This window comes from Microvirga sp. M2 (assembly GCF_047497095.1).
In the GTDB taxonomy this organism is placed as follows: Bacteria; Pseudomonadota; Alphaproteobacteria; order Rhizobiales; family Beijerinckiaceae; genus Microvirga.
This window is the reverse complement of sequence record NZ_CP134063.1, coordinates 2,472,052-2,496,777: the sequence shown is the minus strand read 5'-3', so window position 1 is coordinate 2,496,777 and position 24,726 is coordinate 2,472,052. Positions and strand designations below refer to the sequence as shown.

General features: G+C 63.7%; 25 protein-coding genes and 2 pseudogenes. 16 read left to right on the top strand and 11 right to left on the bottom strand.

Features of this window, described 5'->3' with window-relative positions; translation table 11 throughout:
* On the top strand, positions 1-1,188 hold the full coding sequence (locus RE429_RS11850) for an efflux RND transporter periplasmic adaptor subunit (RefSeq protein WP_414470974.1): 1,188 nt from the start codon (positions 1-3) through the stop codon (positions 1,186-1,188).
* A gap of 80 nt (positions 1,189-1,268) precedes the next feature.
* Positions 1,269-4,079, top strand: coding sequence for a cation-translocating P-type ATPase (locus RE429_RS11845; protein ID WP_414470973.1), 2,811 nt, complete (start codon positions 1,269-1,271; stop codon positions 4,077-4,079).
* Positions 4,080-4,132: 53 nt separating this feature from the next.
* Here the strand turns inward: RE429_RS11845 and RE429_RS11840 are convergent, their stop codons facing one another.
* On the bottom strand, positions 4,133-4,414 hold the full coding sequence (locus tag RE429_RS11840; protein ID WP_414470972.1) for a PepSY domain-containing protein: 282 nt from the start codon (positions 4,412-4,414) through the stop codon (positions 4,133-4,135).
* 128 nt (positions 4,415-4,542) lie between these two features.
* Here RE429_RS11840 and RE429_RS11835 point away from each other — a divergent pair, with 128 nt between their 5' ends.
* From RE429_RS11835 to RE429_RS11825, 3 genes are read left to right on the top strand one after another with little or no spacing between them, the layout of a single operon-like run.
* A complete protein-coding gene (locus tag RE429_RS11835; protein ID WP_414470971.1) occupies positions 4,543-4,866 on the top strand; it encodes a PepSY domain-containing protein in 324 nt (107 codons plus the stop codon).
* Complete coding sequence (locus RE429_RS11830; RefSeq protein WP_414470970.1) at positions 4,866-5,534, top strand: response regulator transcription factor; 669 nt, start codon at positions 4,866-4,868, stop codon at positions 5,532-5,534. The genes RE429_RS11835 and RE429_RS11830 overlap by 1 nt, the downstream gene beginning before the upstream one ends.
* Positions 5,531-6,889 carry a sensor histidine kinase gene (locus tag RE429_RS11825; RefSeq protein WP_414470969.1) on the top strand — a complete coding sequence of 453 codons (1,359 nt, stop codon included), beginning with the start codon at positions 5,531-5,533 and terminating at the stop codon, positions 6,887-6,889. The genes RE429_RS11830 and RE429_RS11825 overlap by 4 nt, the downstream gene beginning before the upstream one ends.
* Positions 6,890-6,899: 10 nt before the next feature.
* Here RE429_RS11825 and RE429_RS11820 read toward each other — a convergent pair whose 3' ends face one another.
* Positions 6,900-7,496, bottom strand: a complete 597-nt coding sequence (locus RE429_RS11820; RefSeq protein ID WP_414470968.1) for a cytochrome b/b6 domain-containing protein — start codon at positions 7,494-7,496, stop codon at positions 6,900-6,902.
* Positions 7,497-7,506: 10 nt separating this feature from the next.
* On the bottom strand, positions 7,507-7,782 hold the full coding sequence (locus RE429_RS11815) for a PepSY domain-containing protein (protein WP_414470967.1): 276 nt from the start codon (positions 7,780-7,782) through the stop codon (positions 7,507-7,509).
* 275 nt (positions 7,783-8,057) lie between these two features.
* On the opposite strand from RE429_RS11815, the gene RE429_RS11810 reads away from it, so the two are divergent.
* Positions 8,058-8,564, top strand: a complete 507-nt coding sequence (locus tag RE429_RS11810; protein WP_414470966.1) for a cytochrome b — start codon at positions 8,058-8,060, stop codon at positions 8,562-8,564.
* Between the two features lie 21 nt (positions 8,565-8,585).
* Here the strand turns inward: RE429_RS11810 and RE429_RS11805 are convergent, their stop codons facing one another.
* On the bottom strand, positions 8,586-8,897 hold the full coding sequence (locus tag RE429_RS11805) for a c-type cytochrome (RefSeq protein ID WP_414470965.1): 312 nt from the start codon (positions 8,895-8,897) through the stop codon (positions 8,586-8,588).
* A 250-nt stretch (positions 8,898-9,147) separates the two neighbouring features.
* Here RE429_RS11805 and RE429_RS11800 point away from each other — a divergent pair, with 250 nt between their 5' ends.
* From RE429_RS11800 to RE429_RS11785, 4 genes are all read left to right on the top strand, one after another.
* Positions 9,148-9,474 carry a c-type cytochrome gene (locus tag RE429_RS11800; RefSeq protein WP_414470964.1) on the top strand — a complete coding sequence of 109 codons (327 nt, stop codon included), beginning with the start codon at positions 9,148-9,150 and terminating at the stop codon, positions 9,472-9,474.
* Positions 9,475-9,611: 137 nt separating this feature from the next.
* A complete protein-coding gene (locus tag RE429_RS11795) occupies positions 9,612-10,649 on the top strand; it encodes a cytochrome-c peroxidase (RefSeq protein WP_414470963.1) in 1,038 nt (345 codons plus the stop codon).
* Positions 10,650-10,924: 275 nt separating this feature from the next.
* Positions 10,925-11,305 carry a rhodanese-like domain-containing protein gene (locus tag RE429_RS11790; RefSeq protein ID WP_414470962.1) on the top strand — a complete coding sequence of 127 codons (381 nt, stop codon included), beginning with the start codon at positions 10,925-10,927 and terminating at the stop codon, positions 11,303-11,305.
* A gap of 139 nt (positions 11,306-11,444) precedes the next feature.
* Positions 11,445-11,987, top strand: a complete 543-nt coding sequence (locus RE429_RS11785; protein WP_414470961.1) for an inorganic diphosphatase — start codon at positions 11,445-11,447, stop codon at positions 11,985-11,987.
* Positions 11,988-12,219: 232 nt separating this feature from the next.
* On the opposite strand, the pseudogene RE429_RS11780 reads toward RE429_RS11785, so the two are convergent.
* Positions 12,220-12,432, bottom strand: a pseudogene (locus tag RE429_RS11780) (chromate transporter); the annotation flags it as partial.
* Between the two features lie 387 nt (positions 12,433-12,819).
* Here RE429_RS11780 and RE429_RS11775 point away from each other — a divergent pair.
* The gene (locus tag RE429_RS11775; protein WP_414470960.1) at positions 12,820-14,574 is read left to right on the top strand and encodes an ABC transporter permease; all 1,755 of its coding nucleotides are present in this window, start codon (positions 12,820-12,822) and stop codon (positions 14,572-14,574) included.
* Between the two features lie 13 nt (positions 14,575-14,587).
* On the top strand, positions 14,588-15,901 hold the full coding sequence (locus tag RE429_RS11770) for an AAA-associated domain-containing protein (protein WP_414470959.1): 1,314 nt from the start codon (positions 14,588-14,590) through the stop codon (positions 15,899-15,901).
* A 71-nt stretch (positions 15,902-15,972) separates the two neighbouring features.
* On the opposite strand, the gene RE429_RS11765 is transcribed toward RE429_RS11770, so the two are convergent.
* Positions 15,973-16,149 (bottom strand): hypothetical protein, encoded by a 177-nt coding sequence (locus RE429_RS11765; RefSeq protein WP_414470958.1) that lies wholly within the window; start codon positions 16,147-16,149, stop codon positions 15,973-15,975.
* 83 nt (positions 16,150-16,232) lie between these two features.
* Complete coding sequence (locus RE429_RS11760; protein ID WP_414470957.1) at positions 16,233-16,679, bottom strand: DUF1194 domain-containing protein; 447 nt, start codon at positions 16,677-16,679, stop codon at positions 16,233-16,235.
* Positions 16,680-16,852: 173 nt separating this feature from the next.
* Here RE429_RS11760 and RE429_RS11755 point away from each other — a divergent pair, with 173 nt between their 5' ends.
* Complete coding sequence (locus RE429_RS11755; protein WP_414470956.1) at positions 16,853-17,677, top strand: universal stress protein; 825 nt, start codon at positions 16,853-16,855, stop codon at positions 17,675-17,677.
* 24 nt (positions 17,678-17,701) lie between these two features.
* Positions 17,702-20,332 carry a magnesium-translocating P-type ATPase gene (gene mgtA, locus RE429_RS11750; RefSeq protein WP_414470955.1) on the top strand — a complete coding sequence of 877 codons (2,631 nt, stop codon included), beginning with the start codon at positions 17,702-17,704 and terminating at the stop codon, positions 20,330-20,332.
* 386 nt (positions 20,333-20,718) lie between these two features.
* On the opposite strand, the pseudogene RE429_RS11745 reads toward mgtA, so the two are convergent.
* A pseudogene (locus RE429_RS11745) lies at positions 20,719-21,184 on the bottom strand (transposase).
* 208 nt (positions 21,185-21,392) lie between these two features.
* Between RE429_RS11745 and RE429_RS11740 the strand changes: the two are divergent.
* Positions 21,393-21,767 (top strand): tudor domain-containing protein, encoded by a 375-nt coding sequence (locus RE429_RS11740; protein ID WP_414470954.1) that lies wholly within the window; start codon positions 21,393-21,395, stop codon positions 21,765-21,767.
* Between the two features lie 131 nt (positions 21,768-21,898).
* On the opposite strand, the gene RE429_RS11735 is transcribed toward RE429_RS11740, so the two are convergent.
* The 3 genes from RE429_RS11735 to RE429_RS11725 all read right to left on the bottom strand — a co-directional run bounded on the left by RE429_RS11735 (position 21,899) and on the right by RE429_RS11725 (position 24,142).
* Entirely contained in the window at positions 21,899-22,546 is a 648-nt protein-coding gene (locus tag RE429_RS11735) for an NAD(P)/FAD-dependent oxidoreductase (RefSeq protein WP_414470953.1), read from the bottom strand.
* 59 nt (positions 22,547-22,605) lie between these two features.
* Complete coding sequence (locus tag RE429_RS11730) at positions 22,606-23,259, bottom strand: LysE family translocator (protein ID WP_414470952.1); 654 nt, start codon at positions 23,257-23,259, stop codon at positions 22,606-22,608.
* Between the two features lie 133 nt (positions 23,260-23,392).
* The gene (locus RE429_RS11725; RefSeq protein ID WP_414470951.1) at positions 23,393-24,142 is read right to left on the bottom strand and encodes a 2OG-Fe dioxygenase family protein; all 750 of its coding nucleotides are present in this window, start codon (positions 24,140-24,142) and stop codon (positions 23,393-23,395) included.
* Between the two features lie 70 nt (positions 24,143-24,212).
* Here RE429_RS11725 and RE429_RS11720 point away from each other — a divergent pair, with 70 nt between their 5' ends.
* A complete protein-coding gene (locus RE429_RS11720) occupies positions 24,213-24,416 on the top strand; it encodes a hypothetical protein (protein ID WP_414470950.1) in 204 nt (67 codons plus the stop codon).
* Positions 24,417-24,726: the final 310 nt, after the last annotated feature.

Genomic DNA, 24,726 nt, shown 5'->3' with positions numbered 1-24,726 from the left:
ATGCGGTGGCTCACGCGGATCCTGGTGGCGGTGGCTGTGGCGGCGGTGCTGGGCGGAGCCTTGTACTGGGCCTTCCGGCCCAAACCCGTCCTGGTCGAAATCGGCACTGTGACTGAGGGCCCCTTCCGTGCCACTGTGGAGGAGGACGGCCGGACCCGGGTCCGGGACCGCTATGTCGTCTCGGCACCGCTCGCCGGACGCCTGTTGCGCCTGGAAGTGAAGGCCGGCGATCCCGTGGAGGCGAACAGTCGTGTGGCGAACCTCCTGCCCTCCCTGCCGCAGCTTCTGGATCCCCGCACCCGGCGCGAACTCGAAGAGCGGGTGGGCGCTGCCGAGGCCACCATCCACGAGGCGGACGCTCGCCGGGAACGGGCCCAGGCCCAGCTCCTGCAGGCGCAGGCCGACGTCCGGCGCGTCCGGACCTTGCAACAAAAGGGGGTGGCCGCGGTTCAGCAGCTGGAGCGGGAAGAGCTCAGCCTTCGCTTCGCCGAACGCGACCTGCAGGCCGCCGAATTACGCAAGCACGCGGCCGAACACGAGCTCGATCAGGCCCGGGCCATGCTGCGCCGCTACGACCAGCCCGAGCCTGGCGATGGCTGGGAGATCACCGCGCCGGTGAGCGGGCGCGTCCTGCGTGTGACGCAGGAGAGCGAAGGGGTTGTCTCAGCCGGAACTCCGGTGGTCGAGATCGGGGATCCCAACGACCTCGAAGTGATCGTCGACGTGCTCACCACCGACGCGGTCGCCATCCGGCCGGGTGCCCCGGTCGAGATCACACGCTGGGGTGGGCCTCGCGACCTCCAGGGACGCGTTCGCGTGGTCGAGCCCTCCGCGTTCACCAAGGTGTCGGCGCTGGGGGTGGAGGAACAGCGGGTTTGGGTGGTGATCGACCTCACCTCGCCACCGGAAGAGTGGGCGACCTTGGGCGATGGCTACCGGGTCGAGGCCGGGATCATTGTCCAAGAAATTCCCAAGGCCACCCTCGTTCCCACCAGCGCTCTCTTCCGGCGGGGCGATGGCTGGGCCGCGTTCGTCGTTGGTGACGGTGTGGCGCGGGAGCGGCAAGTCTCGGTTGCTCACCGTTCGAGTCGGATGGCCGCCGTCTCGAGCGGGCTGCGGCCGGACGAGCGGGTCGTGCTGTATCCGCCGACCGCGCTCTCGAACGAAGCGTCAGTCCGGGAGCGCTAGAGTTTGGACAGTCTACGAGTGTGCTGTCAGCAGGACGGGCTGGGCATGCGAGCCGCTGCAGGACTGTGGGAGATGGGTGCATGAAGTTTGCCGTCGAGGACCGCAACGAAGCCCTGCCCTATCAGCAGGCGGTTTTGGCCGTGCTGTCTGAGCTTGAGGCCGACGCGAAGAACGGTCTAAGCCGGCATGAGGCATCCCGGCGGCTGGAGCGGTACGGCGCCAACGAGCTCGCCCCTGAGGAGCCGGTGCCCGAGTGGAGGAAGTTTTTCCGCCAGTTCTCAGACGTGCTGGTCATCCTGCTTCTGGTCGCAACCGGCGTCTCCTTCGGCTTATGGATCTACGAGCGCGAGACGGCCCTGCCCTATGAAGCTCTGGCGATCCTGGCGGTTGTCCTGCTCAACGCCCTGATGGGCTATGTTCAACAGGCCCGGGCCGAGAGGGCTCTCGCCGCCCTCAGCCAGATGGCGGCAGGCCGTGCCACGGTCATCCGGGACGGCACCCGTACGAGCATCCTGGCCCGGGAGCTTGTGCCGGGCGACGTGATCCTGCTCGAAGAGGGCGATACCATCCCGGCCGATGGCCGCCTGATCGAGGCGACCAGCCTCCAGACGGCGGAGGCGACGCTGACCGGCGAGAGCCTGCCCGTCATCAAGGACACGGCGGAGATCGCGGAAGAGGTCACCTTGGGCGACCGCATCAACATGGTCTTCAGTGGGACCTCCGTCACCCGCGGCCGTGGGAAGGCCGTCGTGACGGCGACCGGCCCGCAAACCGAGATGGGCCGGATCGCCGGGATGTTGGAGGCCGCACCCGACGAGGCCACGCCGCTGCAAAAGGAACTCGACCGCGTCGGCCGGATCCTCGGCCTCACGGTGGTGGCCATCGCCATCGTGATGATCGCCACCATCCTTCTCGTCGAGGATGTGCATGGCTTCTCGGCGGTCTTCGATGTGCTCATCCTCGGGGTAGCCCTGGCGGTGGCGGCCGTGCCGGAGGGGCTGCCGGCCGTGGTGACGGCCGCGCTCTCCCTCGGCGTACAGCGTATGGCCCGGCGCAACGCCATTGTCCGCCATTTGTCAGCGGTCGAGACGCTCGGCTCGGCGGACGTGATCGCGTCTGACAAGACCGGCACGCTCACCAGGAACGAGATGACCGTGCGCTGGGTCGTGACCGCGAGCGGCAGCGTAACGTTCGACGGCACCGGGTATTCGCCTGACGGCCTGCCTCACCTCGAGGGTGGGCAGCCCGTTGAGGGAGCGCTTCGGATCGAACTGGAGCGGGTGCTGGCCGCCGCCGACCGGGCGAACAACGCCGTGCTGCAGGAATGTGACGGACGATGGACCATCCAGGGTGATCCGACCGAGGGGGCCCTGATTGTCGCCGCCCGCAAAGCGGGACTGGAGGCCGAGATCCTCGATGCGCGGTTTGCTCGCCTGGCAGAGATCCCCTTCTCATCCGAACGCAAGCTGATGAGCACGCTCCACGCCGACGCGGAGCAGGAGCAGCACCTGCTTGCCTTCAGCAAGGGAGCACCGGATGTTCTGCTCACCCGATGCACGCGCGAGCAGGTGGGCGAAGAGGCGTTGGCGCTCACGCCGGAGCGACGGCAGGAGATTCACCGCCGCAACGAGGACTTGGCGGGCGGAGCCCTGCGCACCATTGGCGTTGCCTTCCGTCCGCTGCCGAGGAACGGCTTCAGGCACGAAGACTTCGATGAGGGTATCGAGAAGGATCTAGTCTTCCTCGGCCTCATTGGCATGATCGATCCGCCGCGTGACGAGGCCAAGGAGGCTGTGGCGCGGGCAAAGCACGCGGGCATCCGCCCGATCATGATCACGGGCGATCACCCGAGGACGGCCGCGGTGATTGCGCAGGAGCTTGGGATCACGGCCGACAGGCGCGCGGTCACGGGCGCCGAGCTTGAAAGGATGCCGGAGGAGATCCTCGATCGCACGGTCCGCGAGGTCTCGGTCTACGCACGCGTCAACCCCGAACACAAGCTGCGGATCGTCCAAGCCCTGCAGAGGGGTAGCGCGACGGTCGCGATGACGGGCGACGGCGTCAACGACGCCCCTGCCCTCAAAACGGCCGATATCGGCATCGCCATGGGCCTGACCGGCACAGATGTGTCCAAGGAAGCCGCCGACATGGTGCTGGCCGACGACAACTTTGCCACCATCGTGGCCGCCGTGGAGGAAGGGCGGGCGATCTTCGCTAATATCCGGAAGTTCCTGCGCTACCTGCTGTCGTCGAACATCGGTGAGGTGATGACGATGTTCTTCGGCGTGGTGCTAGCCGACATGATCGGATTGTCCGCCGATGCGGCTGGGGGCATCGCGCTGCCGCTGGTGGCGACCCAGATCCTCTGGATCAACCTGGTCACCGACGGCGCACCAGCCCTCGCTCTCGGCGTCGATCCCGCCGACGCGGATCTTATGGAGGCGCCGCCACGCCCTGCCGGCGAGGGCGTGATCACGGCCCACATGTGGGGCGGCATTGCCCTGGTCGGGATTGTCATGGCTCTGGGCACGCTCGCCGTTCTCGACGCATCGCTGCCCGGAGGGCTGATCGAAGGCACTGGCAGCCTGCGCTATGGGCAGACGATGGCGTTCACGACCTTGGTGCTGTTCCAGATCTTCAACGTCTTCAATGCCCGCTCGGACGAGCAGAGCGCCCTACGAGGATTGTTCGGGAACCGCTGGCTCTGGCTGGCGGTCGGCCTGTCGCTTCTGCTGCAGGCAGCCGTGATCTATATCCCGGTCCTCCAGCATGCCTTCTCGACGGTGAGCCTGAGCGTACACGATTGGCTGTTTTGCACCATGGTCGCCAGTTCGGTGTTGTGGCTGCGGGAATTGAGCAAGCTCGTGACACGCAGGCTTCGCCAGATCTGATCGGTCCAGCGGAACCGTTTCTGCGAACCGTCTCGCGAGCAAGTGCAAACGGATCAGTCCCGCGCGAGGCCGGCCTGCACCAGTTCGCCCGTGCCCGCGTGGTAAAGGGCCCTGATCGGGTATCCGCTGCCGTTCTCGGCCCTCACCTCGTAGCAGCCATGCTCAGTCTCGATCCGACCCACGTTGTAGCCGAGATCCTCGAGGCTGCTTCGGACTGTGCTCGCCGGCGCGACTGCTTGTGCGTCGGTCGCCGAGCAGGCCACCTGCCTCTCTTCAGCGAGTGACGGGGCCGCAAGACCGAACGTCAGTATGGCGGCTGCAATGATCGTGCGCATCGTCTGTCTCCCACCTCGGTCGAAGCTTCATGCCTGACCTGATGATGGCATTCTGCAGAAGAGCGGCTGGCGCCTGGCTGTTGATCCATGTCAGCGATTTGACAGCTTCGGAAGCGCATAAGGGCGGCATGTTCTCCGTGAGCCGTCGAGATGTGATCCGCTGTGTCCTGTGTCTGGCGGCCATTTTGCCGAGGGCATCCGCTTGGGCCGACCGGGAGCGGGATCACGACCGTGCCCGTCACGCCGTGGAGCGAGGCGAAGCGCTCCCCTTGGCGGACATTCTCGAGCGCGTGCGCTCGAATCTCGGCGGCGAGATCGTCGGCGTGTCCTTCGAGCGCGAGCATGGCCGCTGGGTTTACGAGTTCAGGGTCATTCGGCCCGGCGGCGCCCTCGTGGAGGTCTATGTCGACGCCGCCTCAGGTCGGATTGTGAAGCAGGAGGAGGAGCACTGATGCGCATCCTGCTGGTCGAGGACGATCCCCGGGTTGCCCGCAAGGTCCAGGCGGTGCTCGAAGGCGCGGGCCACGCGGTCGATCCCGTTGCCGACGGCGAAGAGGCCTGGTTTCGCGGCGATACGGAGGACTATGACTTGGCTGTCCTCGATCTCGGACTGCCGAAGCTGGATGGCCTGTCCGTGCTGAAGAAGTGGCGGTTGGCTCGGCGCGATTTTCCCGTCCTGATCCTCACCGCCCGCGGGGCGTGGGCGGAGCGGGTCGAGGGCATCGATGCGGGCGCCGACGACTACCTGACGAAGCCCTTCGCCATGGAGGAACTGCTGGCCCGCATCCGCGCCCTCCTGCGCCGGGCCGCGGGCCGTGCCTCCCCGGTCCTGTCGGTCGGCCCCGTGACACTCGATACCCGGCAGATGCGGGTCACGGTCGATGACGTGCCGGTCAATCTCTCGCCTCTCGAGTACCGGGCCCTGGACTACCTCATGCATCATGCCGGGCGTGTGATCCCGCCGGGCGAGCTGATGGAGCATCTCTATGCCCATGATCATGACCGGGAGCCGAATGCCGTCGAGGTGTTGATGGGTCGGCTGCGCCGCAAGCTCGGCACCGATCTGATCGAGACCCGCCGCGGCTTTGGCTATATCGTGCCTGAAGACGGTGCGGCATGAAGCAGGGATCCCTCCGGCTCCGTCTCTTCGCAGCGGGCAGCGCCTCCATCGTGGTTGCCCTCGCCATTGCCGGCATTGCCCTCTTCCTGCTGTTCGAGCGCCATGTCGAGCGGCGGACGGTCGTCGAGCTGGAGGCGCATCTTCGGCAACTGGTCAGCGGCCTCGAGCGGACGCCGGACGGTTCGCTCCAGGTCGGTCGTCCGCCGGCCGAGCCCCGGTTCCAGGAGCCCCTGAGCGGGCTCTACTGGCAAATCGCCGTGGAGCCTGACGGGCCGGTTCTGCGCTCGCGCTCGCTCTGGGACACCAGGCTGGCCTTGGCGGAGGACGTGCTCGCGCCAGGAGCCATCCACGAGCACACGGTTGCTGGACCGGGCGGAAGCCCGCTTCTCGCTGTGGAGCGCGAGGTCAGCTTGCCGGCAAGCCTACGAGGCGGCAATGTCCGCGTGTCGGTGGCCATCAGCCGGACGGAGATCCGAGCTGCGAGCTGGGACTTCGCGTCCGATCTGGTGCCGTCGCTGGTTGTCCTTGGAGTGTTCCTGACGGTCGCCGCTTGGCTCCAGGTCAGCGTCGGCCTGCGCCCCCTCGACGCCGTTCGACGCCGGCTGGCCGCAATCCGCACCGGTGGTGAGGCGCGGCTTGGGGAGGATTTTCCGGACGAGGTGCGGCCGCTGGCCAAAGAGGTCGACCACCTCTTGGATGCCCAGGAGAAGGCCGTCGCCCAGGCCAGGGCCCGGGCCGGCGACCTCGCCCATGGCTTGAAAACCCCGTTGACCGTTCTCATGGCGGACGCGGAGGAACTCCGGGCGCGGGGCGAAACCGAGATCGCGACCGAGATTGCCATGCTTGCAGATGGCATGCGGCGGCATGTCGAACGGGAGCTTGCCCGTGCCCGTACTGGGCACCGGACCTATGCGGGAAAACCGCGCCCCTTGCGCCCGACCCTCGATCAGGTCGTTGAGGTGGTACGCCGCACCACCCGGGGCCAGCGGCTGCAATGGAAACTTGATGTTGGCGACGACCTGACGAGCTCCGTGGACCCGCAGGACTTGGCCGAGATGCTCGGGAACATCGTCGAGAACGCGGCTCAGTGGAGCCACCACCGGATCGAGATCTCTGGTCGTCAGGATGGCGGGGCGGTCGTGCTCTCGATTGCGGACGACGGACCAGGCATTCCTGAGACCGGAATCGAAACAGCCCTTATCCGCGGCGGACGCCTCGATGAGAGCAAGCCCGGAAGCGGCCTCGGGCTGGCGATCGCGGGCGATCTCGCCGAGGCCTACGGCGGCTCTCTCTCGCTGTCGAGGTCCGCCTTGGGCGGCCTGCAGGTCGATCTCCGTCTGCCCCAGTCCAGATAGAAGGCGGGCCTCAGGAGGCCCGCTTCCGTCCGGTGACCATGGCTTTGACCAAGTTCTCACTGTGCGACAAGCCGGTGAGAACGACACCGGTCACGTGAAGGCCGACGAGGCCGAGGGTCAGATAGACAAGCCCCTCGTGCAGGTCCTCAACCCATTCCGCGCCCCAGAATGCGTCCGTGGTCATCATGAAGCCGGTGATCGCAACGGCCGTGATCATGGCAAGCAGCGCCAGTACCATGGCGCCGCCGGCCGGGTTGTGACCGAGGTAACGCGGAGCCCGCCCCCGGCCGACGCACGACAGATAGGTTGCCGTCGCTCGGGGCGAGCGGACGAAATCCGCGAACCGCGCGTGCCTCGTTCCGATAAAGCCCCAGAGGATCCGCAGCATGATCAGACCGGCAGTGGCGTAGCCGGCTGCCAGGTGCAGCCATTCGGCCTCGTCTCCCGTGACGAAGGCGAGACCGAACAGACCCACCAAGCCCCAGTGGAAAAGGCGTATGAAGGGATCCCACACCCGCACCATGGTGGAATTTGAGGGGTTGCCGTCGGTGGCCCGGTCGGGCGGCATCGCGCCGCCGGCCGGAGCCGCTCCATTCTGGAACGACATGACAGGTCCCCTATTCCTTCGCGACGATCTCGCCTGAGGCCGGGTCGACGAAGAGTTCGGCGCGGGCGCCGTTCGGATCGCGGGCGTAGATCTCGCCACAGGCCTTGGCGATCTTGGCCTTCTGGACCCTGTAGCCCTGCCCCTCGACTTTGGCCTTTAGGGCATCGAGCGAGAGCCACTGGCTCTCGGGCGCGGTGGTGCAGGGCCGCCCGAGGCTGCTGGCTTGGGCCGTGACGGCACCGGCGATGGTTGCGGCCGCTGCGAGGGCGATGGTGATGGTGCGCATGATGTCTCTCCTGTTGCATCCGATCGCCGAAGCGGCATCCGGAATGCCCGGAAGGATGGCGAAAGCGTGCTGACGGCGTGCTGTGAAGGGCTGTCAGCGAAATGACAGGAAGGACGGTTTAGAGAGCACCTTCGTGGAACGACCGGGGTGGGTCACCTCCCGGGACGAAGGATCGGATGGCTTCGATCCGACGCATCACAGCGGGGAGCCTTGAGGCGCCCACTTGCATGCGTCTGCATCGGGCCGCCAGGACGCAGCACGGAAGGACGTTACCGATGCCACGCTACTCGAAGACCCTCATCATGCTCCACTGGGCCATGGCTCTGCTGATCCTGGCGGCGTGGTTCACGGCCGAGGGCGGACGGCAGGTCCGTCTCAACCCGCCCCTGCTGCATTTCTCGCTCGGGCTCGCGGTTCTCCTTCTCATCGTGCCGCGGCTGATCGCCCGTTGGTGGGGCAGCCAGCCCCGGGTCGAGGATCCACAGAGCCCATGGCTCAATCTCATGGCCAAGATCGGGCACGCGGTGCTGTACGTTTTCATGATCGGCCTGCCGATCACCGGCTGGTATGCCGCCTCGCGGATGGGCGTCCCGGTCTCGTTCTTCGGCCTTCCCCTGCCCGCCCTTGCTTCGTCCGTGCAAGGAGCCCCCGGTCCCATCGCGGAAATCCATGAGACGGGCGGCACGGTGATTCTGGTTCTCGCCGGTCTGCACGCCGTGATCGCCTTGTGGCACCAGTTCGTGCTCCGCGACGGAACGATGGAGCGCATGAACCCAGTCTGAGAACCGGCAGGAGGAACGTGGCTAGCGCAGGCTCCTGATATAGGCCAGCACGTCGGCGATCTCCTGGCGTGACAAGCTCAGGTTGGGCATCGGCGGATGGGGCGCCGTCAGAAACGCCGCCAGGAGAGACTCCGACAGGTCCTCCCGTCGTGCGATTGATGCAAAGGTTGGGACATCGGCCAAGGCTTGACGCTGTCCGGGGCCAACCAGGTGACAGGACGCGCACCATCGCTCCGCCAGTCGCCGCCCCTGTTCCGGGTTGCCGGCGCACAACGCTGGTCCAGCGATGAGAGTGAGCACCACGACACTTGCAAGAACTGGAACGCCTCTCATGGATCTCCCCTCTCGACTACCAGTAAGCGCCTGCACGTACGGACCAAACTTCACAGCCGCAAATGCCGTCTGAATTGCGGCTATCCTTCAGGTCATCTGGCCACGAAGGCTGCTTCGGCAATAGGATGCGATCGGATCAAGAGCTGTGAGGTGACCAGAGTCGTAGTCCCCATTTGGGATCTTGCCGTTCTTGCCAGGTTATCGTTCCGGTGTGGCTGCTTCATTGGACAACAGCGCGGAGGAGCAATCCATGATCCGTCATACTGCCATGGCAGTCCTTCTTCTCCTCAGCGAACCGAGCGCCGTGCACGCCCAAGGGGCGGGCAGCCCACGGGCCGGCCACCAGGTTGCTCGCGAGATTTGCGCCTCCTGCCATGCCGTCGAGCCGGGCCAGTACCACTCTCCCCGCCAACAGGCGCCGAGCTTCGAGCGGATCGCACGAGTGCCCGGGATGACCACGACTGCCCTGACCGTGGCACTACGAACATCGCACAAGACGATGCCCAACATCATTCTGGAGCCAAAGGAACTCCGGGATGTGACGACCTACATCACGAGCCTGCGGGAGCGCCGTTGACTCGTCTTCGCAATGATGACCCTCGCCGGAGGTCGTCCTGAGGTGTCATCCCGCCCCTCATTCCGAATAGTCCGAGACACTGGACCCGTATGGGACGATTCTGAAAGCCGTTCGTGCCGCATCAGGAGGGATGTGTCATGAGGACTGTCCTGCTCGTTTCCGTCGCAGCCTGCGGCCTTGTCGCGGGAGCGGCGCTGGCCCAGAGCGATCTCCGGACCACCGCCAAGGCGACGTTCCAACCGCTGCCGACCACTCCACCGGCCGTGAAGGGCATCGAGACCACGCCAGCCCGGGTAGAGCTCGGGAAGATGCTCTACTTCGAGCCGCGCCTGTCCGAGAGCCATGCGATCAGCTGCAACTCCTGCCACATCGTCGGTCTGGGTGGGGTCGATCTCGAGAAGACCTCCATCGGCCATCGCTGGCAGCGTGGCGGGCGTAATGCGCCAACGGTGCTCAACTCCGTTTTCAACACGGCCCAGTTCTGGGACGGCCGCGCCGAGGACCTGCGGGCCCAGGCCGGCGGCCCGGTCGTCAACCCGATCGAGATGGCCACCACCGAGGCGCACACGGTCCAGCAGCTCAAGGGCATTCCCGGCTATGCGGACCCGTTTCAAAAGGCCTTCCCCGGCCAGCAGGATCCGATCACGTTCGCCAACGTGCGGGACGCCATCGCGGCCTTCGAGGCGACGCTGATCACGCCCAACGCACCCTTCGACCGCTGGCTCAATGGCGACGACAAGGCGATGACAGCCGAGCAGACCGAAGGCCTTCGCGTGTTCATGGACAAGGGCTGCTCCTCCTGCCACAGCGGCATCAACATCGGCGGCGGCATGTACGCGCCCTTCGGTGTGGTGCAGAAACCCGGAGCCGACATCCTGCCGCCGCAGGACAAGGGCCGGCTGATGGTCACCAAGACGGTGAGCGACGAATACGTGTTCAAGGTGCCGACCCTGCGCAACATCGCCCTGACGCCGCCCTACTTTCACAGCGGCGAGAGCTGGGATCTGCGCCAGGCGGTGGCGGTGATGGGCACGAGCCAGCTCGGGTCAGAGCTGACGGACCAGGAGATCGACCGGATCACGGCCTTCCTGCAGGCGCTGACCGGAGACCAGCCGCAGGTCACCTATCCGATCCTGCCGCCCAGCGTCGCCACGACGCCCCGGCCTGAGCCGTAAACCCGCAATCAGGCAGCGCGTGGCGCCGGAGCTCGGCGTCCTGCTCGCCACCTTCGGCGCTCCGAACCCGTTCCTGATGGCCTTCTCCACGGAGCTTGAGGCCTGCCTTCATCCTCGAGCGGCTCGCCTCAATCCAGGGACGATAGCCTCTGAGGAGGCAAGCTGCCCAACAGATATTCAACCGCGCCCAAATCTTTGGTTTTCTTGATAGGACCATCTGGTAGGCTGAGCCCTTGATTGCTACCCCAATTGCGGCGATCCGTTCGGAGGGAGCCATGGCTAAGAACGTCAAGGACTTGTTAGCCGAGGCCCATTCCGTTGTTCCGAAGCTCTCCCCTGCTGAAGCAGCAGAGAAGATACACTCCGGTGATGCACTCGTCGTCGATGCCCGTGATCCGACGGAGGTTCAGCAGACAGGACGGATCGAAGGCGCGGTGAACGTCTCGCGGGGGATGTTGGAGTTTCGAGCCGACCCGGACAGCCAGTACCACAACCCAGCGTTCCGAAAGGACAAGACTATCCTTCTGCATTGTGCATCTGGTGGCCGTTCGGCGCTCGCGGGCAAGACCCTCCAGGACATGGGCGACACAGCCGTCTTTAACATCGGGGGCTTTAAGGATTTAGCCGAGGCGGGCATCGACACGGAACCTGCATAACTTTATCGCCGACGTCCGCTACCGTTGGACGAGCGGAACAACGCGTTTCTTCCGATCGCGCTGACGGCGCCTTTCCCACGGTGGACTGGCAGACGGCATCGGCTCAGGAACATACCCTCGGTCTGCGACATTATCGTTCATGCCCAAGCTTAAGCCTCTGACCCGACTTCCAACCTTCGATCCGGAGACGGGAGATCTCGTTGTGCTTGTTGAAACCCCGAGGCACAGCCGGAGCAAATACGCCTACAACACGGAGGCAGGGACCTTCGATCTCAAGTTCGTTCTGCCCGAAGGCATGACATTTCCGCTCGACTTCGGGTTCATTCCATCCACCTTGGGACAGGATGGCGATCCCCTCGACGTCCTTCTTCTGCTCGACGAGCCCGTCGCGGTGGGCACACGAACGAGAGCACGCTTGGTTGGCGCTATCCGAGCTCATGAGCGGGAGAAGAACGGCCAATGGGAGCGCAATGACCGACTGATCGCCGTTGCTGTCCATGCTCATGCCCATGAGCATATTCGAACGATTGCCGACGTGAACCCGTCAATGCTTGCTGACGTTGAGGTCTTTTTCGAGGCCTACAATCGGCTCCATGACAAAGAGTTTCGGGTCAGAGACCACGTTGATGCCAAAAAGGCCGGCAAGTTGCTGAAGAAGGGGCAGGCCGCGTACCGGCGCTGATGACCGGCACGGCAAGCTGATCGTTCGCGCCCCATGACACTGGCATTTCTCTTTGGCACAGATCATGTCATCTGAGGGTTCGTCTTGGCACGGAGCCGTTGGACGGCACAGTGCGCAGCGGGTCACCGGAATAGATTGTGCCAGTGCTTCAGGAATGTCCGCGGCCCCTTCCCTCAGCAGACATTCGAGCTACTTCACAGGTGTGCCAGATCCAGACCTTTAGACTGAACCGTCACAGTGCTGAGATGGCCCCTCCGGCGACGGCACTCAGGACCGCCACCAGCCATGGCGGCGTCTTCCACATGAACAACGGCAGGAACGCGGTCGCGGCCAGGGCGAAGTCGGACGGGCCGAAGATCCCCGCCGTCCAGACCGGATGATACAGCGCGGCCAGGAGCAGGCCGACGACCGCCGCATTGACGCCCTTCAGCGCTGCCTGCGCCATTGGCCATGGCGCCAAGATCCGCGCCGATGTTGATGACGTTGGCGATCAGTGGCAGCTCGATGCCCTGAAGCCGCCTGAGCCAGGGGCTCGTCCATCTTGTCCGACATGCCACGTCTACGATCGCGCTGCCAGAAACAACTGCCCGACAAGCTTGATCGCTGCATTGTGCATTCCCCTCTTGACGGACGCCCTTGCCAGGGGCATTGGCACTCTAACTGCACGGTTCGTCCCAGGACAGCCGAGCGGCCCATAGGAACCCGAACCCCATGCCCAGCGACAGTCACAGTCGATCTTATTGGCCGTCAACGGCGGCCCGGGACTGATCGCTTCAGGATCAGGCTCACCCGGGCTCGGCCGCTGACGGCGGACCGAACCTAAAGGTGAGCCATGTCGACCTTCCTCGACAAGCGCCGCGATGTCTTCCCGCCGTTCGCGGCGGGAGTCCGGCGCGCCCTGCCCAACATCTACGATCTCGTCTTTCTCCTGCTGCTCGGCGCGGGCCTCGTCGTGCTCGCCCGCGGGGCCCACGAAATGGCCCAGCCGCTCGCGCAGCTCGACATCGCGCCCGTCAGCCTCGATCTCGCCAACCTGCCCGACTATGCGGCGCGAACGACGCTGCGGATGTTCGTCGCGATCCTGTTGTCGCTGCTGTTCACGTTCACGGTCGCGACCTGGGCGGCCAAGAGCCGGCGCGCCGAACTGGTCATCGTGCCGGCGCTCGACATCCTTCAATCCGTGCCGGTGCTCGGTTTCCTGACCTTCACGGTCACCTTCTTCCTGGGCCTGTTCCCCGGCAGCCTGCTCGGGGCCGAGGCGGCGGCGATCTTCGCCATCTTCACCAGCCAGGCCTGGAACATGGCCTTCTCGTTCTATCAGTCGCTTCGCACCGTGCCGAAGGATCTCGATGAGGTCAGCCTTCATTTCCGCCTGTCCGGCTGGATGCGGTTCTGGCGGCTCGAGGTGCCCTTCGCCATGCCGGGCCTGATCTGGAACACCATGATGTCGATGTCGGGCGGTTGGTTTTTCGTCGTCGCCTCCGAGGCGATTACGGTCGGCGACACCACCATCAAGCTGCCCGGCATCGGCTCGTGGCTGGCGCTCGCCATCGAGCGGCGGGACATCGCGGCGGTCGCCTGGGCGGTGCTCGCCATGGGCATCGTCATCCTGCTCTACGATCAGCTCGTCTTCCGCCCGATCGTCGCCTGGGCCGACAAGTTCCGGTTCGAGCAGACCGCGGCCCAACAGCGCCCGCGCTCGTGGGTCTACGACCTCGTGCGCCGGACGCGGCTCGTGAAGCGGGCGGGAGCGCCCGTGCGCTGGTTGGCCGACCGGCTCATGCGGGCCACGGCCCGGACGAAGCGGACGTGGACCCGGCAGGAGGTCGGCCAGCCGGTTGGGCGCTTGCAGGACACGGCCTGGCTGGTCGTCGTGCTCGCCGGCACGCTCTGGGCCGCCTGGACGATCTTCGCCTATGTGCACGCCACCCTCGGCCCGTCCGACCTTTGGGAAGCGGTCGTCGACGGATGCGTCACCATGATCCGCGTTCTCGTCCTGATCCTCATCGCGTCGCTGGTATGGGTTCCGATTGGCGTCTGGATCGGCCTGCGGCCGGCCTGGACACAGCGGGTGCAGCCGGTCGCCCAGTTCCTGGCGGCCTTTCCGGCCAACGTGCTGTTCCCAGTCTTCGTGGTCCTGATCGCCACCAAGGCTCTCGATCCGAACATCTGGCTGTCGCCGCTGATGGTGCTCGGGACGCAGTGGTACATCCTGTTCAACGTCATCGCCGGTGCCAGCGCCTTCCCGACCGACCTGCGCGAGGCCGCGTCCCTCTTCCGGCTGCGCCGCTGGCAGTGGTGGCGCAAGGCGATCCTGCCCGGGATCTTCCCTTATTACGTGACGGGCGCCCTGACGGCCTCGGGCGGCTCCTGGAACGCCAGCATCGTGGCCGAGGTCGCAAGCTGGGGCGACACCCGTCTCGAGGCGACCGGGCTCGGCAGTTTCATCGCCCGCGCGACCGAGGCAGGCGACTATCCACGCGTGGTGCTCGGCGTCGCCGTGATGAGCCTCTTCGTCGTCATCTTCAACCGCCTGCTCTGGCGCCCGCTCTACGTCTATGCCGAGCGCCGGCTTCGTCTCGATTGAGGGAGATCGCACCATGCATGCCCCCGCCAACCCCAATGCCGCCCTCGTCGAAGTCCGCGGGCTCAAGCACCTGTACCACAAGGGCGGCGCGAGCGACCTGCTGGTCCTCGACGATGTCGATCTCACGCTGCGCGAGGGCGAGATCGTCGCCCTTCTCGGTCGCTCGGGCTCGGGCAAGTCGACCCTGCTGCGCATCATCGCCGGCCTGCTGCCCCCGAGCGCCGGCACGGTCGCCATCGGGGGGCGGCCCGTTGACGGCCCTGCGCCCGAGGTCGCGATGGTGTTCCAGTCCTTCGCGCTGTTTCCCTGGCTGACGGTACTCGAGAACGTCGAGATCGGCCTGGAGGCGCAAGGCCTGCCGTCCGAGGAGCGGCGCCAGCGCGCGTTGGGAGCGATCGACCTGATCGGCCTCGACGGTTTCGAGAGCGCCTACCCGAAGGAACTGTCTGGAGGCATGCGTCAGCGGGTGGGCCTTGCCCGCGCCCTCGTCGTGCATCCGCAGGTGCTGCTGATGGACGAGCCGTTCTCGGCGCTCGACGTGCTCACCGCCGAGACCCTGCGTACCGACCTGCTCGAGCTGTGGGCCGAGGGCCGCATGCCGATCGAGGCGATCCTGATGGTCACGCACAACATCGAGGAGGCGGTGCTGATGTGCGACCGCATTCTGGTGTTCTCGTCCAACCCTGGGCGGATCGTCGCCGAGATCATGGTCGAGCTGCCGCAACCGCGCAACCGGCTCGATCCGGAATTCCGGGCGCTGGTGGACGACATCTATGGGCGCATGACGGCCAGGGTGGCGGCGGCTCCGGCCAAGGAAGGCCTGCCCTCGGGCAACGGGATCGGCATGATCCTGCCGGGAGGCTCAACCAACCGGCTCGCCGGCCTGATGGAGGCGCTCGTGACGCCTCCCTTCAACGGCGATGCGGATCTGCCCCGGCTGGCTGAGGAGCTTGGACTGGAGGTCGACGAACTGTTTCCGATCGCTGAGTCCCTTCAGCTTCTTCGGTTTGCCGAGGTGGCCGAGGGTGACATTCGGCTGACCGAAGCCGGCCGGCGCTTCGTCGATCTTGACGTCGATGACCGCAAGCGGTTGTTCGCTCAGCATCTGATCAGCTACGTCCCCCTCGCTGCCCACATCAAGCGGATCCTCGATGAGAGACCGAGCCACCGGGCGCCGGCAATCCGGTTCCAGGACGAGCTGGAGGACCACATGTCGGAGGACTATGCGCAGGAAACGCTCCGTGCCGTGACATCCTGGGCCCGCTACGCCGAGGTCTTTGCCTATGACGAGGCGACGGGCGCCTTCAGCCTTGAGAATCCGAGCTGAACGCTCTGGGGAACTTACACGACCTGGAGCATGGCCACGCCCAGCAGGAAGAACGCCAGCGCATCGTCCCATCAGGTCAGGGTCGAGACGTCCGGCCGTTGTCGGTTGGCGAACGCGAGGCCGATGCTCAGCGTTCCCGACAGGAGGAGAAGGGTGAGAAGGGCCTGCCAGAAGCCATAATGTCGAATTGCCTGCGCTCCTGCAAAGGCGAGAAGGATCAGGAGCTTGAGGGCGAAGCGTCGCGCCACGAAGCGGGAGCTCGGATCAAGGCGCCTCCACAAACGACAAAGGGTCATCGCAGGAACCCGCGTTCCAAGGAGGCCGAAGCGCTTCAGGTCTGGCGGCTCGGTCGGGCCGCCGCAGCCAATTTCCCGGCGCCGGCCCGGCATTCTCTCGCGCCGGATGTGCAATCAATGCGGACTTCCTGACTTTGGGCCGGGATCACCAGGGGGCGAAGTCCTCCGGGGGCGCTGGACGCCTCCCGCAGGATCTTCAGCCCGATGGCCGCCTGGAACTGCGCCCGCTCCCGCGCCGGCACCAGGAACGTCCCTTGCCCACCGATGACGCCGTCGCGGATGGCCTGGTGGACGAGCGGATCGCGGAACGCCTCGGCGTAGCCCTCGCGCTGGAGGTCCTGCTCATCAGGGGCCATCGAGGCGGAGACGCCGACCGCGATGACGAGCGCGAGATCGACCGCGGTTTGGGCTCGGGCTGGCAGCAATGCGCCGGATGCGCCGAACAGGGCCAAGCCGACCATAACGGATCGGAACCACCCCATCGCGCGTCCTCCGTGGGCCGTAGACCATACCGCGACGACCCTCCTGCACGGTTCCCTGCGCTGCCTTGACGTAGCTCAATGCGCCGCGGCCGCCGCTATGATGCGGTGGAGTGGTCCACGCCCGTTCCTGACCGGCTTCGCTCCTGTCCGGAACAGCGGTTCGGAGACAAGCCATGCTGTGCGACATCCTGATACACGTGGATGGGAGCGACGCCGGACGCCGCCAGGTCGGCGTCGCCGTCGATCTGGCCCGCCGCACGGGCGCCCGGCTGTCGGGCCTGCACGTGATCCCGCCGCCGGACGTGCCGCCGCGATACAAGCCGAGCCTGATCGACAGGGTGGCCGAAGACATTTCCGCCGGCCTTTCCTCAAGGGCCCGTGCAGCCGCCGCGGCGTTCCGCGAAGAGGCTATCGCGCAGTTGCCGGAGACCTCTTGGTCCGAGGCGTCCGGCAACATCGCGGAGGGCATCAGCGCTCACGCCCGCTATGCCGATCTGGTCATCGTAGGCCAGTCCGAATGGCAAGGTCCGCCCGAGGCCCATCCGCTGCCCGTCGCCCATTCGGTCGTGCAGCACTGCGGCCGCCCCGTGCTGGTCGTGCCGGCCCTGGCGCCGCCCTGCCTGTTCGCGCGTGCCGCAGTGGCCTGGGACGGCAGCCGCGAGGCGGTCAGGGCGGTCCACGACGCATTGCCGCTGCTCCAACTGGCGCGAACGGTTCGGATCCTCTCCATCGTCGCCGCTGCGGCCGAACCGGACGAGGCGGACATCGAAAACCTGTTCGCGCACCTGCGTCGGCATGGCATCCGTGCCGAGGGCGAGATTTTCCGGGTCACGTCGGTTGCGGAACACAAAGCCCTCCAGGACCAAGTCGAGCACGGGCACTACGACCTGCTGGTGATGGGTGGCTACTCGGATCCCCTGTGGCTCGAACTCGTCTTCGGCGGCGCGACGCGATCGATGCTCCTGGCATCCGCGATTCCGATCCTCGTGTCACACTAGGTGAGCCGGAGACCGAGGTGAACCATGGATGCTCCATCGAGGCGGGCCAGAGTCACCAACCGACCCCTCCCCGACCAGCCTGAAAGCGGCCCGGATCTCTTTGCCGTCAGTCGGCTCTCGCCCCTCGACGCCTGCGCCCGCGTGGGATCGACGCCGCAAGGTCTGTCCCAGGCTGCGGCGAAGCGGCGTCTCAAGCAGTTCGGATTGAACGTGGCAACACGGGAGCGCCGGGCCACGATCCCGCAGGAACTCTGGGGACGGGCGCGCAATCCGCTCAATGCGCTCCTCCTGACGCTGGCAATCGTCTCCTATTTTCTTGGTGACGTCCGGGCCTCCGTGGTGATCGTCACGATGGTGGTGCTCGCGATCGTCACGGCCTTCGTTCAGGAGCACCGGTCCAACAACGCCGCCGCGCGGCTCAGAGCCATGGTGCATACGACTGCAACCGTGCGCCGCAAAACCCCGCACACCGAAACATCATTCTCGGAAGTTCCGATCGAGCAGCTCGTGCCCGGCGATGTCGTGCGTCTGTCGGCCGGAGATATGATCCCGGGGGATCTGCGCCTCCTTGAGGCCAAGGACCTGTTCATCAACCAGTCCGCATTGACCGGCGAGGCTATGCCAGCGGAAAAGCATGCCCAGGCGAGCGACACCGACCACGACGATCCTTTCGATGTGCCCAACCTGTGCTTCATGGGAGCCAACGTTGTTTCAGGATACGGTGAGGGCGTCCTCCTGCGAACGGGCCGAGCAACGTATTTCGGCCAGCTTGCCGATGAGCTTGCCGAGCAGCACGTCCCCACAGCCTTCGACGAGGGGATCAATCGTTTCACCTGGCTGATGATCCGGTTCATCGTCGTCATGGTGCCGACGGTCTTTCTCATCAACGGTCTCACCAAACACGATTGGCTGGAGGCGCTTCTCTTCGCCGTCGCCGTGGCTGTTGGCCTGACGCCGGAGATGCTGCCGATGATCGTGACCGTCAATCTCGCGAAGGGCGCGATGGCGATGTCGCGTGACAAGGTGATCGTGAAGCGGCTCAATGCGATCCAGAATTTTGGCGCCATGGATGTTCTGTGCACGGACAAGACAGGCACCCTCACGCAGGATCACATCATCCTGAAGCGCTGCCTGAACATTCGGGGCGAAGAGTCCGATAAAGTCCTGCAATATGCCTTCCTCAACAGCCATTTCCAGTCGGGTCTGCGCAATCTCCTCGACAATGCCGTCCTGGCGCACGTGAACCTCCATCCGCTTTGGGGAGCCGACGGCGGCTGGTCGAAGGTGGACGAAATCCCGTTCGATTTCACCCGCCGCCGCATGTCCGTCGTGGTCGCCCGCAAGGATGGCAAGCACATCCTCATCTGCAAGGGGGCGATCGAGGAGATATTCGCAGTCTGCTCAGGGTATGAGATTGGGGACGAGATCGGCCGCCTCGACGAGAGCCATTTCCAGATCGCCAAAGAGGAAACGATTGCGCTGAATTCCGACGGGTTCCGGGTCATCGCGGTCGCTTACAAGGAACTCGATCCACCAAAGGCGGCCTATTCGCTCAATGACGAAGGCGACCTCACGCTGCTTGGCTATATCGCCTTCCTCGATCCTCCGAAAGAGACCGCCAGAGCCGCGATCGCCGCCCTGGCCGGCAAGGGCGTGAGGGTGAAAATTCTGACGGGCGACAACGACATCATCACGCGTAAGATCTGCCGTGAGGTGAACCTCGACCCTGGAGAGATTCTGCTCGGCAGTAAGGTCGAGCGGCTTGGCGACCGGGAACTCGCCGACGTGGCCACCCATACCTCTGTCTTCGCCAAACTTACTCCGACGCAGAAGGAACGAACCGTGAGGGCGCTGCGTGCCAGCGGCCATGTCGTCGGTTTCCTGGGCGACGGGATCAACGACAGCCCCGCCCTGAAAGCCGCGGACGTGGGGATCTCGGTCGATTCCGCGGTCGACATCGCCAAGGACTCGGCGGATATCATCCTTCTGGAAAAGAACCTGCTCGTATTGCAGGACGGCATCGTTGAGGGGCGGCGCATCTTCGGCAACATCCTCAAGTACATTCGGATGGGGGCCAGCTCGAATTTCGGCAATATGTTCAGCGTGGTCGGGGCAAGCATGTTCCTGCCCTTCCTTCCGATGGCCCCGATCCAGGTCCTGACCAACAACCTTCTCTACGATTTCTCGCAGACGACGATCCCGACGGATAACGTTGACGAGGATTTCCTGGCGACACCGCGGCGCTGGGACATCAGCAACATCTTCAAGTTCATGATCTTCATCGGCCCGATCAGCTCGATCTTCGACTACATGACCTATGGCGTCATGCTGTTTGTGTTTCACGCGTGGAACAACCCTGCTCTCTTCCAGACCGGGTGGTTCGTCGAGTCCTTGCTGACGCAAACGTTGATCATCCACATCATTCGGACCGCTCGAATTCCCTTCATCGAGAGCCATGCGAGCCCAGCGCTGATCGCGACCACGATCATCATTTGTGCGATTGGGATTGCCTTGCCGTTCTCATGGGCGGGTGCGGCGCTCGGCTTTACGCCATTGCCCTGGAGCTATTGGCCCATCATTGCGGGAATGCTGCTGGCCTATATGGTTCTGACCCACCTCGTGAAGCTATGGTTCGTGCGCAGGTGGGGCTTCTGAGGAGGCTGGATGCTCCCATGCCTCCGGCTCCCGACGGGTGCTGAATGGCCGTCAAGCGTCCCGCTTTCTCACCTCCCTTGGTTCGGCTCGCCTTCCGGCTGGCCGCTGTTATAGCGTTCGGATGGATCTGGCCGGGAGAATATCCCGCTTGGGCTACTGCTATATTGTGCCTGGCCCTGGCCGCGGGATGTCTCGTAGCGGCCTGGGTGGGCGGCGAGCGGATCACAAGCACGTCCTTAAACCGGTGGCATGAAGGGGTGAAAGGAGCCTTGGCCCGTCTGACGACGCGCCGGCCGATGACTCGTTGCTTCTGATGTTCTTCCACCGGCCGCAAGTCAGGGTCGGCGAGCAAGCCGGACGAGACAAAAAAATGCGACTACGGCCTGTTAGCGCTTGATCCAGTCGAGAGTAGCGGCGAGACAGAGGACGCTCAGGAAGGATCGGGCGGTCTTCTTATCGCGGGTTGCAACGGCTCGCCACTCTTTGAGCCTGGCCCAGAGCCGCTCGACACCATTGCGGTTGGTGTAGATCCCGTCCGGACAGGTGACCGGCGCCTCATTGGCCTTGGCCAGAATCGCCGGCTTGGCACCGAGGCTCCGGATGTTCTCGCGGAAGCTGTGACTTGAATAGCCGCGATCAGCGACCACCCAGGCGTGCCCAGCGGATAAAGGTCTGAGCGGCGCGCCACCAGGGACCCAACTCAGAGAGGACAGCTCGCCACTTCGCGCCGTTCTCATGACGCCAGAGGCTAGCCGCGAACGTCCGGCGCAGATCCTGCGGCGGCGTCCTGCCCTTGGGACGGCACTGCTCCACCAGCGGCTCCAGCATCGCCCATTGTGCATCCGTCAGCATGGCTCCTCCTCATTCAGGACGAGCAAAACGCCCTCAGACGCAATGAGTTCAAGCGCTAAAAGGCCCTAGAGTGGATGCTCAAAACACAACTGTAATCATAAAGTACTGTAAAGTATAAGCTGCCAAATTGCCGAAGCGTCATTGCTTCTTGAGCTGGGTATCTATACTCGCGAATGGGACCGTGATCGTGCGGTCTCTTGGGGGCAATATGAAAAATTCACTTAAGCTCGGGCTTCTTGCCATGAGCCTCATCGCCGGCATCGGTTCAGCTCAAGCGCAGTCTAAGGGCGACTGGGTTCTCGCCAATTACAAAGGTGCCGGTTACTGGTATCCGGGCGTTATCCAAGCCGTATCCGGTGGAAAAATCACCGTGTCTTACGACGACGGTGATCGCGAGACCCTATCTGTCGCTGCTGTAAGGCCATACGACTGGGTCATCGGCGGTCGTGTCGAATGCAACTTCAAGGGTGCCGGCAAGTGGTATCCTGGAAAGATAGCTTCATTGGGCGGTGAGACCATCGGCATCAACTATGACGACGGCGACCGTGAAACAACCAAGACCGGCCGCTGCCGCTCTCAATGACCCAGGTGCCTGGCGGCGGTGAAGTGCCTTCGCCGGGCATACTCTGCCTCGCCGCCGCTCTCGAGTGGCTCAAGACCTAACAGGCCCTAGTAACAAACGGGCAGAACGGCAATCTATTCCGTTGAAGGATTTTAGGCACGAGTTCCTTTATAGCCTCCTGAAGGTTCGCGCATGCCGGTCAAATGGCCGGTGCCGGCGCCCGCCGAAACAAAGACCAGATCGGCCTGAAGCTTGTCGCCGTTCGACAGCACCACCCTGCCGTCGAACTGATCGATGCGGTGCACGTCTTGATGCGGCAGAAGCCCCACGCCCTGCTTGCTCAAGTATTCTGCCAGCGCATACAGGATTTGATCGGCCAACAGGCAGCCGTATTCGGGATAAAGCGTCGAATTCAGAAATCGGCCGCCCGCCAATTGCGGCATTAATTTGCAAGTATCATCGTAGCTAATATTCTCTGCACTTCTAGAATACGCTTTGCTGAGGACGCCGGTTATTTCGTCGGAATTGACAACGATCACGCCGGTTCCGACAAATCCGTCATAGCCGATTTCGCTCAGCAGCTCATGCCGTAGAGCAAGGGCTAGTTTTGCGTCGGAAAGTTCGCCGTGACCTTTAGACTTCCAAGGGTGAATCAGGCGGTGTCTTCCGTGGGATGCAGACCTCTCGTTCGGGATGCCACCGCGGTCAAGAATGCGAACCGTCCATCCTCGGCGCACGAGTTCGAGGCCGATCAATAGCCCATTGATGCCGGCTCCGACGACCAATGCAGATGCTGGCACCCCAGTCTTCCCTCATCGCGCTTACAAGCCTTGTTTTGCTTGAAGAACCTGTATCAGTATCAATAAAGCCCAGGAAAGTTATTGTAGACCAGCCGAAGCCCGAATCCCAAGAACAGGAACCCAAAGACAAAGGAAATCATGGGCTTTATGCTAGGGTATGAGTTCCTGGCTGGGCCAGAGGAAAACACCAAAGCGAGCAGTAGATGCCATGCGATTGCAATCGTCAGGCATCCTGCCACCAGCAGAAAAATAATCAATGCGGGGGTTGCTGGGGTGGCGGCAAGGGACGTCACGGAGAGCCAAAAGATCGCACTCTTTGGATTGGTTAGCTGAATGAAAAGCCCATCGCGAAGACTCTTCAGACGCTCGGTCGACGTCGCCATATATGTTTCCTGAATACTCAGGCTGCTCTTCTGTCTGACCGATTTGAGCGATTTTATCCCGAGCCAGCAAAGATACAAGCCGCCCAAGGCGCCTAATACATAGGCTGCGTATTTGTTGGCATTGAGAAGTGCCGTGATCCCCGTCGCGGCGAAGAGCGCCCAAACTCCCGTTCCAAAACTGATCCCGAGCGCTGTGAATATACCATTGGAACGGTTCTCGACCGATCTTGAGACCACCGCCAGGAAATTCGGGCCAGGGCTCGTAAATGCAACTGCGATCCCTGCGTAGACCGCAAAGAGACCGGGAAGGTAAGGTCCTATATTGTCCATGCGTTTCCTCTCCAGGGAAATTCGATCAGACGTTATAGCATATCTTCAGATTTGCGAGTTTAGGTGAATGCGGATGGGAGCCCTTGCCTCTTCGACAGAATTGAAGAAGCGAGGAGCTTTGATCACCTGAAGGCTATTTCGGCTTCTTGTGCACGTTGGGATCGTAGACGTGATCACGCCAATCGAACCGGTAGTGATTGCGGCTCCAGAAATGGAAACCCATCAGGATCATGTCGCGATGCCCCTCGCCGTCCGTGGCAACGATCGACGATGCCATGTGGTACAGCTTCTGATCGTCAACCAAGATCGCCTGGCCCGGCATGAGCGTCGTTTCGAAGATCGGCTTCTGGTCGGGCGACTCATAGATGTGCGATACGCCACCCGATATGCCGTTTCGAGACACGGCTCCCATGATCAGGAAATCCACGCCATCCCGATGGATTCCTTCCGGCACCGGCACGCCTTGCTGCGGCCCCCTGGCATGGGTGCGTATCAGGTGACAGTTGACCAGCCATTCGTTCTCCAGTCCATCCAATGGCCAGCGCTCTTCAATCGATTTGAACCCATACTCGATATACTTGGTCATGTCGGTCGTCGGCAGCGTCGGCTCGATCGGCCGTTCGATATGGCCGGTCAGCTTATTGGTCTCGCCTTGGAGAAAAGGTTGGGTCATGAGGCGGATGACCTTGACCTCGCCGGTCTTCGGATCAAACGTCGCATAATGCTGCGCAAGTCTTCGGCTCCGCCCGCCTTTCTCGGCCGGATGATAGACATCCGGTCCCAAGGTTTCGAACTCCGGAGCGTAATTGAGCAGAATTGGTCCCGGCTCCAAAATATCAAACCGATGCGTATGACATAGCATTGGCCTGGTTCCTCTCTGCAAGTCGGGACCAAGTACGATTGAGACTTTGAGAAAATGAAGGGATCACGGGGGCAGAGCATCTCGCAAGCAGATGCAGTTCCTGCACGATTCCGGCATCTTCATCCTGGACATCGAGAGCGGCAAGGCGCTCCGTCAGGAATTCGATCAGGGATTTCAGTTGCTTCGCGCTGTCTCTGATCGAGAAATTGGCTGGGCTGTACGAGCTCAGGAAACGGCGATGGAAGTCGGAGAGCCGATCGTTGCGCTCGTCAGGTTTTGCGAGATTGGGTGCTGAGGTGCCCTATAGGCGTGCCGCAACACGCACCATCTGGCGCGCATCGATCTTTGTAGGCTCGAGTTTGATGAGATTGGACACAAAGTCAGGAAAACGCTGATCGTTGAAAAATCAGCGAAATTTCAGATTACAGACTCGGCATTGGTGACATGGCAGAGTCCCACCGGAGCAAACGAGGAATGTCACACTCCCCTGGACGGACGTGCATGGGAGTTCGGCATGGGCTGGGTGGAGATGAGCGGACGGGAGCTTCGCCGCGCTGAAGGCCGCCTCACCGCTCGCCACGGCGCCACGATGCTGCGCCTGACCG

What these genes read in the sequence shown, in the direction of transcription:
- RE429_RS11790 (WP_414470962.1), top strand. Translation starts at nt 10,925, where the DNA reads ATGGCTAAGAACGTCAAGGACTTGTTAGCCGAGGCCCATTCCGTTGTT.
- RE429_RS11830 (WP_414470970.1), top strand. Translation starts at nt 4,866, where the DNA reads ATGCGCATCCTGCTGGTCGAGGACGATCCCCGGGTTGCCCGCAAGGTC.
- RE429_RS11740 (WP_414470954.1), top strand. Translation starts at nt 21,393, where the DNA reads ATGAAAAATTCACTTAAGCTCGGGCTTCTTGCCATGAGCCTCATCGCC.
- RE429_RS11825 (WP_414470969.1), top strand. Translation starts at nt 5,531, where the DNA reads ATGAAGCAGGGATCCCTCCGGCTCCGTCTCTTCGCAGCGGGCAGCGCC.
- RE429_RS11730 (WP_414470952.1), bottom strand. Translation starts at nt 23,259, where the DNA reads ATGGACAATATAGGACCTTACCTTCCCGGTCTCTTTGCGGTCTACGCA.
- RE429_RS11810 (WP_414470966.1), top strand. Translation starts at nt 8,058, where the DNA reads ATGCCACGCTACTCGAAGACCCTCATCATGCTCCACTGGGCCATGGCT.
- RE429_RS11850 (WP_414470974.1), top strand. Translation starts at nt 1, where the DNA reads ATGCGGTGGCTCACGCGGATCCTGGTGGCGGTGGCTGTGGCGGCGGTG.
- RE429_RS11720 (WP_414470950.1), top strand. Translation starts at nt 24,213, where the DNA reads ATGCAGTTCCTGCACGATTCCGGCATCTTCATCCTGGACATCGAGAGC.
- RE429_RS11775 (WP_414470960.1), top strand. Translation starts at nt 12,820, where the DNA reads ATGTCGACCTTCCTCGACAAGCGCCGCGATGTCTTCCCGCCGTTCGCG.
- RE429_RS11785 (WP_414470961.1), top strand. Translation starts at nt 11,445, where the DNA reads ATGCCCAAGCTTAAGCCTCTGACCCGACTTCCAACCTTCGATCCGGAG.
- RE429_RS11795 (WP_414470963.1), top strand. Translation starts at nt 9,612, where the DNA reads ATGAGGACTGTCCTGCTCGTTTCCGTCGCAGCCTGCGGCCTTGTCGCG.
- RE429_RS11760 (WP_414470957.1), bottom strand. Translation starts at nt 16,679, where the DNA reads ATGGGGTGGTTCCGATCCGTTATGGTCGGCTTGGCCCTGTTCGGCGCA.
- RE429_RS11755 (WP_414470956.1), top strand. Translation starts at nt 16,853, where the DNA reads ATGCTGTGCGACATCCTGATACACGTGGATGGGAGCGACGCCGGACGC.
- RE429_RS11840 (WP_414470972.1), bottom strand. Translation starts at nt 4,414, where the DNA reads ATGCGCACGATCATTGCAGCCGCCATACTGACGTTCGGTCTTGCGGCC.
- mgtA (WP_414470955.1), top strand. Translation starts at nt 17,702, where the DNA reads ATGGATGCTCCATCGAGGCGGGCCAGAGTCACCAACCGACCCCTCCCC.
- RE429_RS11800 (WP_414470964.1), top strand. Translation starts at nt 9,148, where the DNA reads ATGATCCGTCATACTGCCATGGCAGTCCTTCTTCTCCTCAGCGAACCG.
- RE429_RS11815 (WP_414470967.1), bottom strand. Translation starts at nt 7,782, where the DNA reads ATGCGCACCATCACCATCGCCCTCGCAGCGGCCGCAACCATCGCCGGT.
- RE429_RS11770 (WP_414470959.1), top strand. Translation starts at nt 14,588, where the DNA reads ATGCATGCCCCCGCCAACCCCAATGCCGCCCTCGTCGAAGTCCGCGGG.
- RE429_RS11805 (WP_414470965.1), bottom strand. Translation starts at nt 8,897, where the DNA reads ATGAGAGGCGTTCCAGTTCTTGCAAGTGTCGTGGTGCTCACTCTCATC.
- RE429_RS11845 (WP_414470973.1), top strand. Translation starts at nt 1,269, where the DNA reads ATGAAGTTTGCCGTCGAGGACCGCAACGAAGCCCTGCCCTATCAGCAG.
- RE429_RS11820 (WP_414470968.1), bottom strand. Translation starts at nt 7,496, where the DNA reads ATGTCGTTCCAGAATGGAGCGGCTCCGGCCGGCGGCGCGATGCCGCCC.
- RE429_RS11835 (WP_414470971.1), top strand. Translation starts at nt 4,543, where the DNA reads ATGTTCTCCGTGAGCCGTCGAGATGTGATCCGCTGTGTCCTGTGTCTG.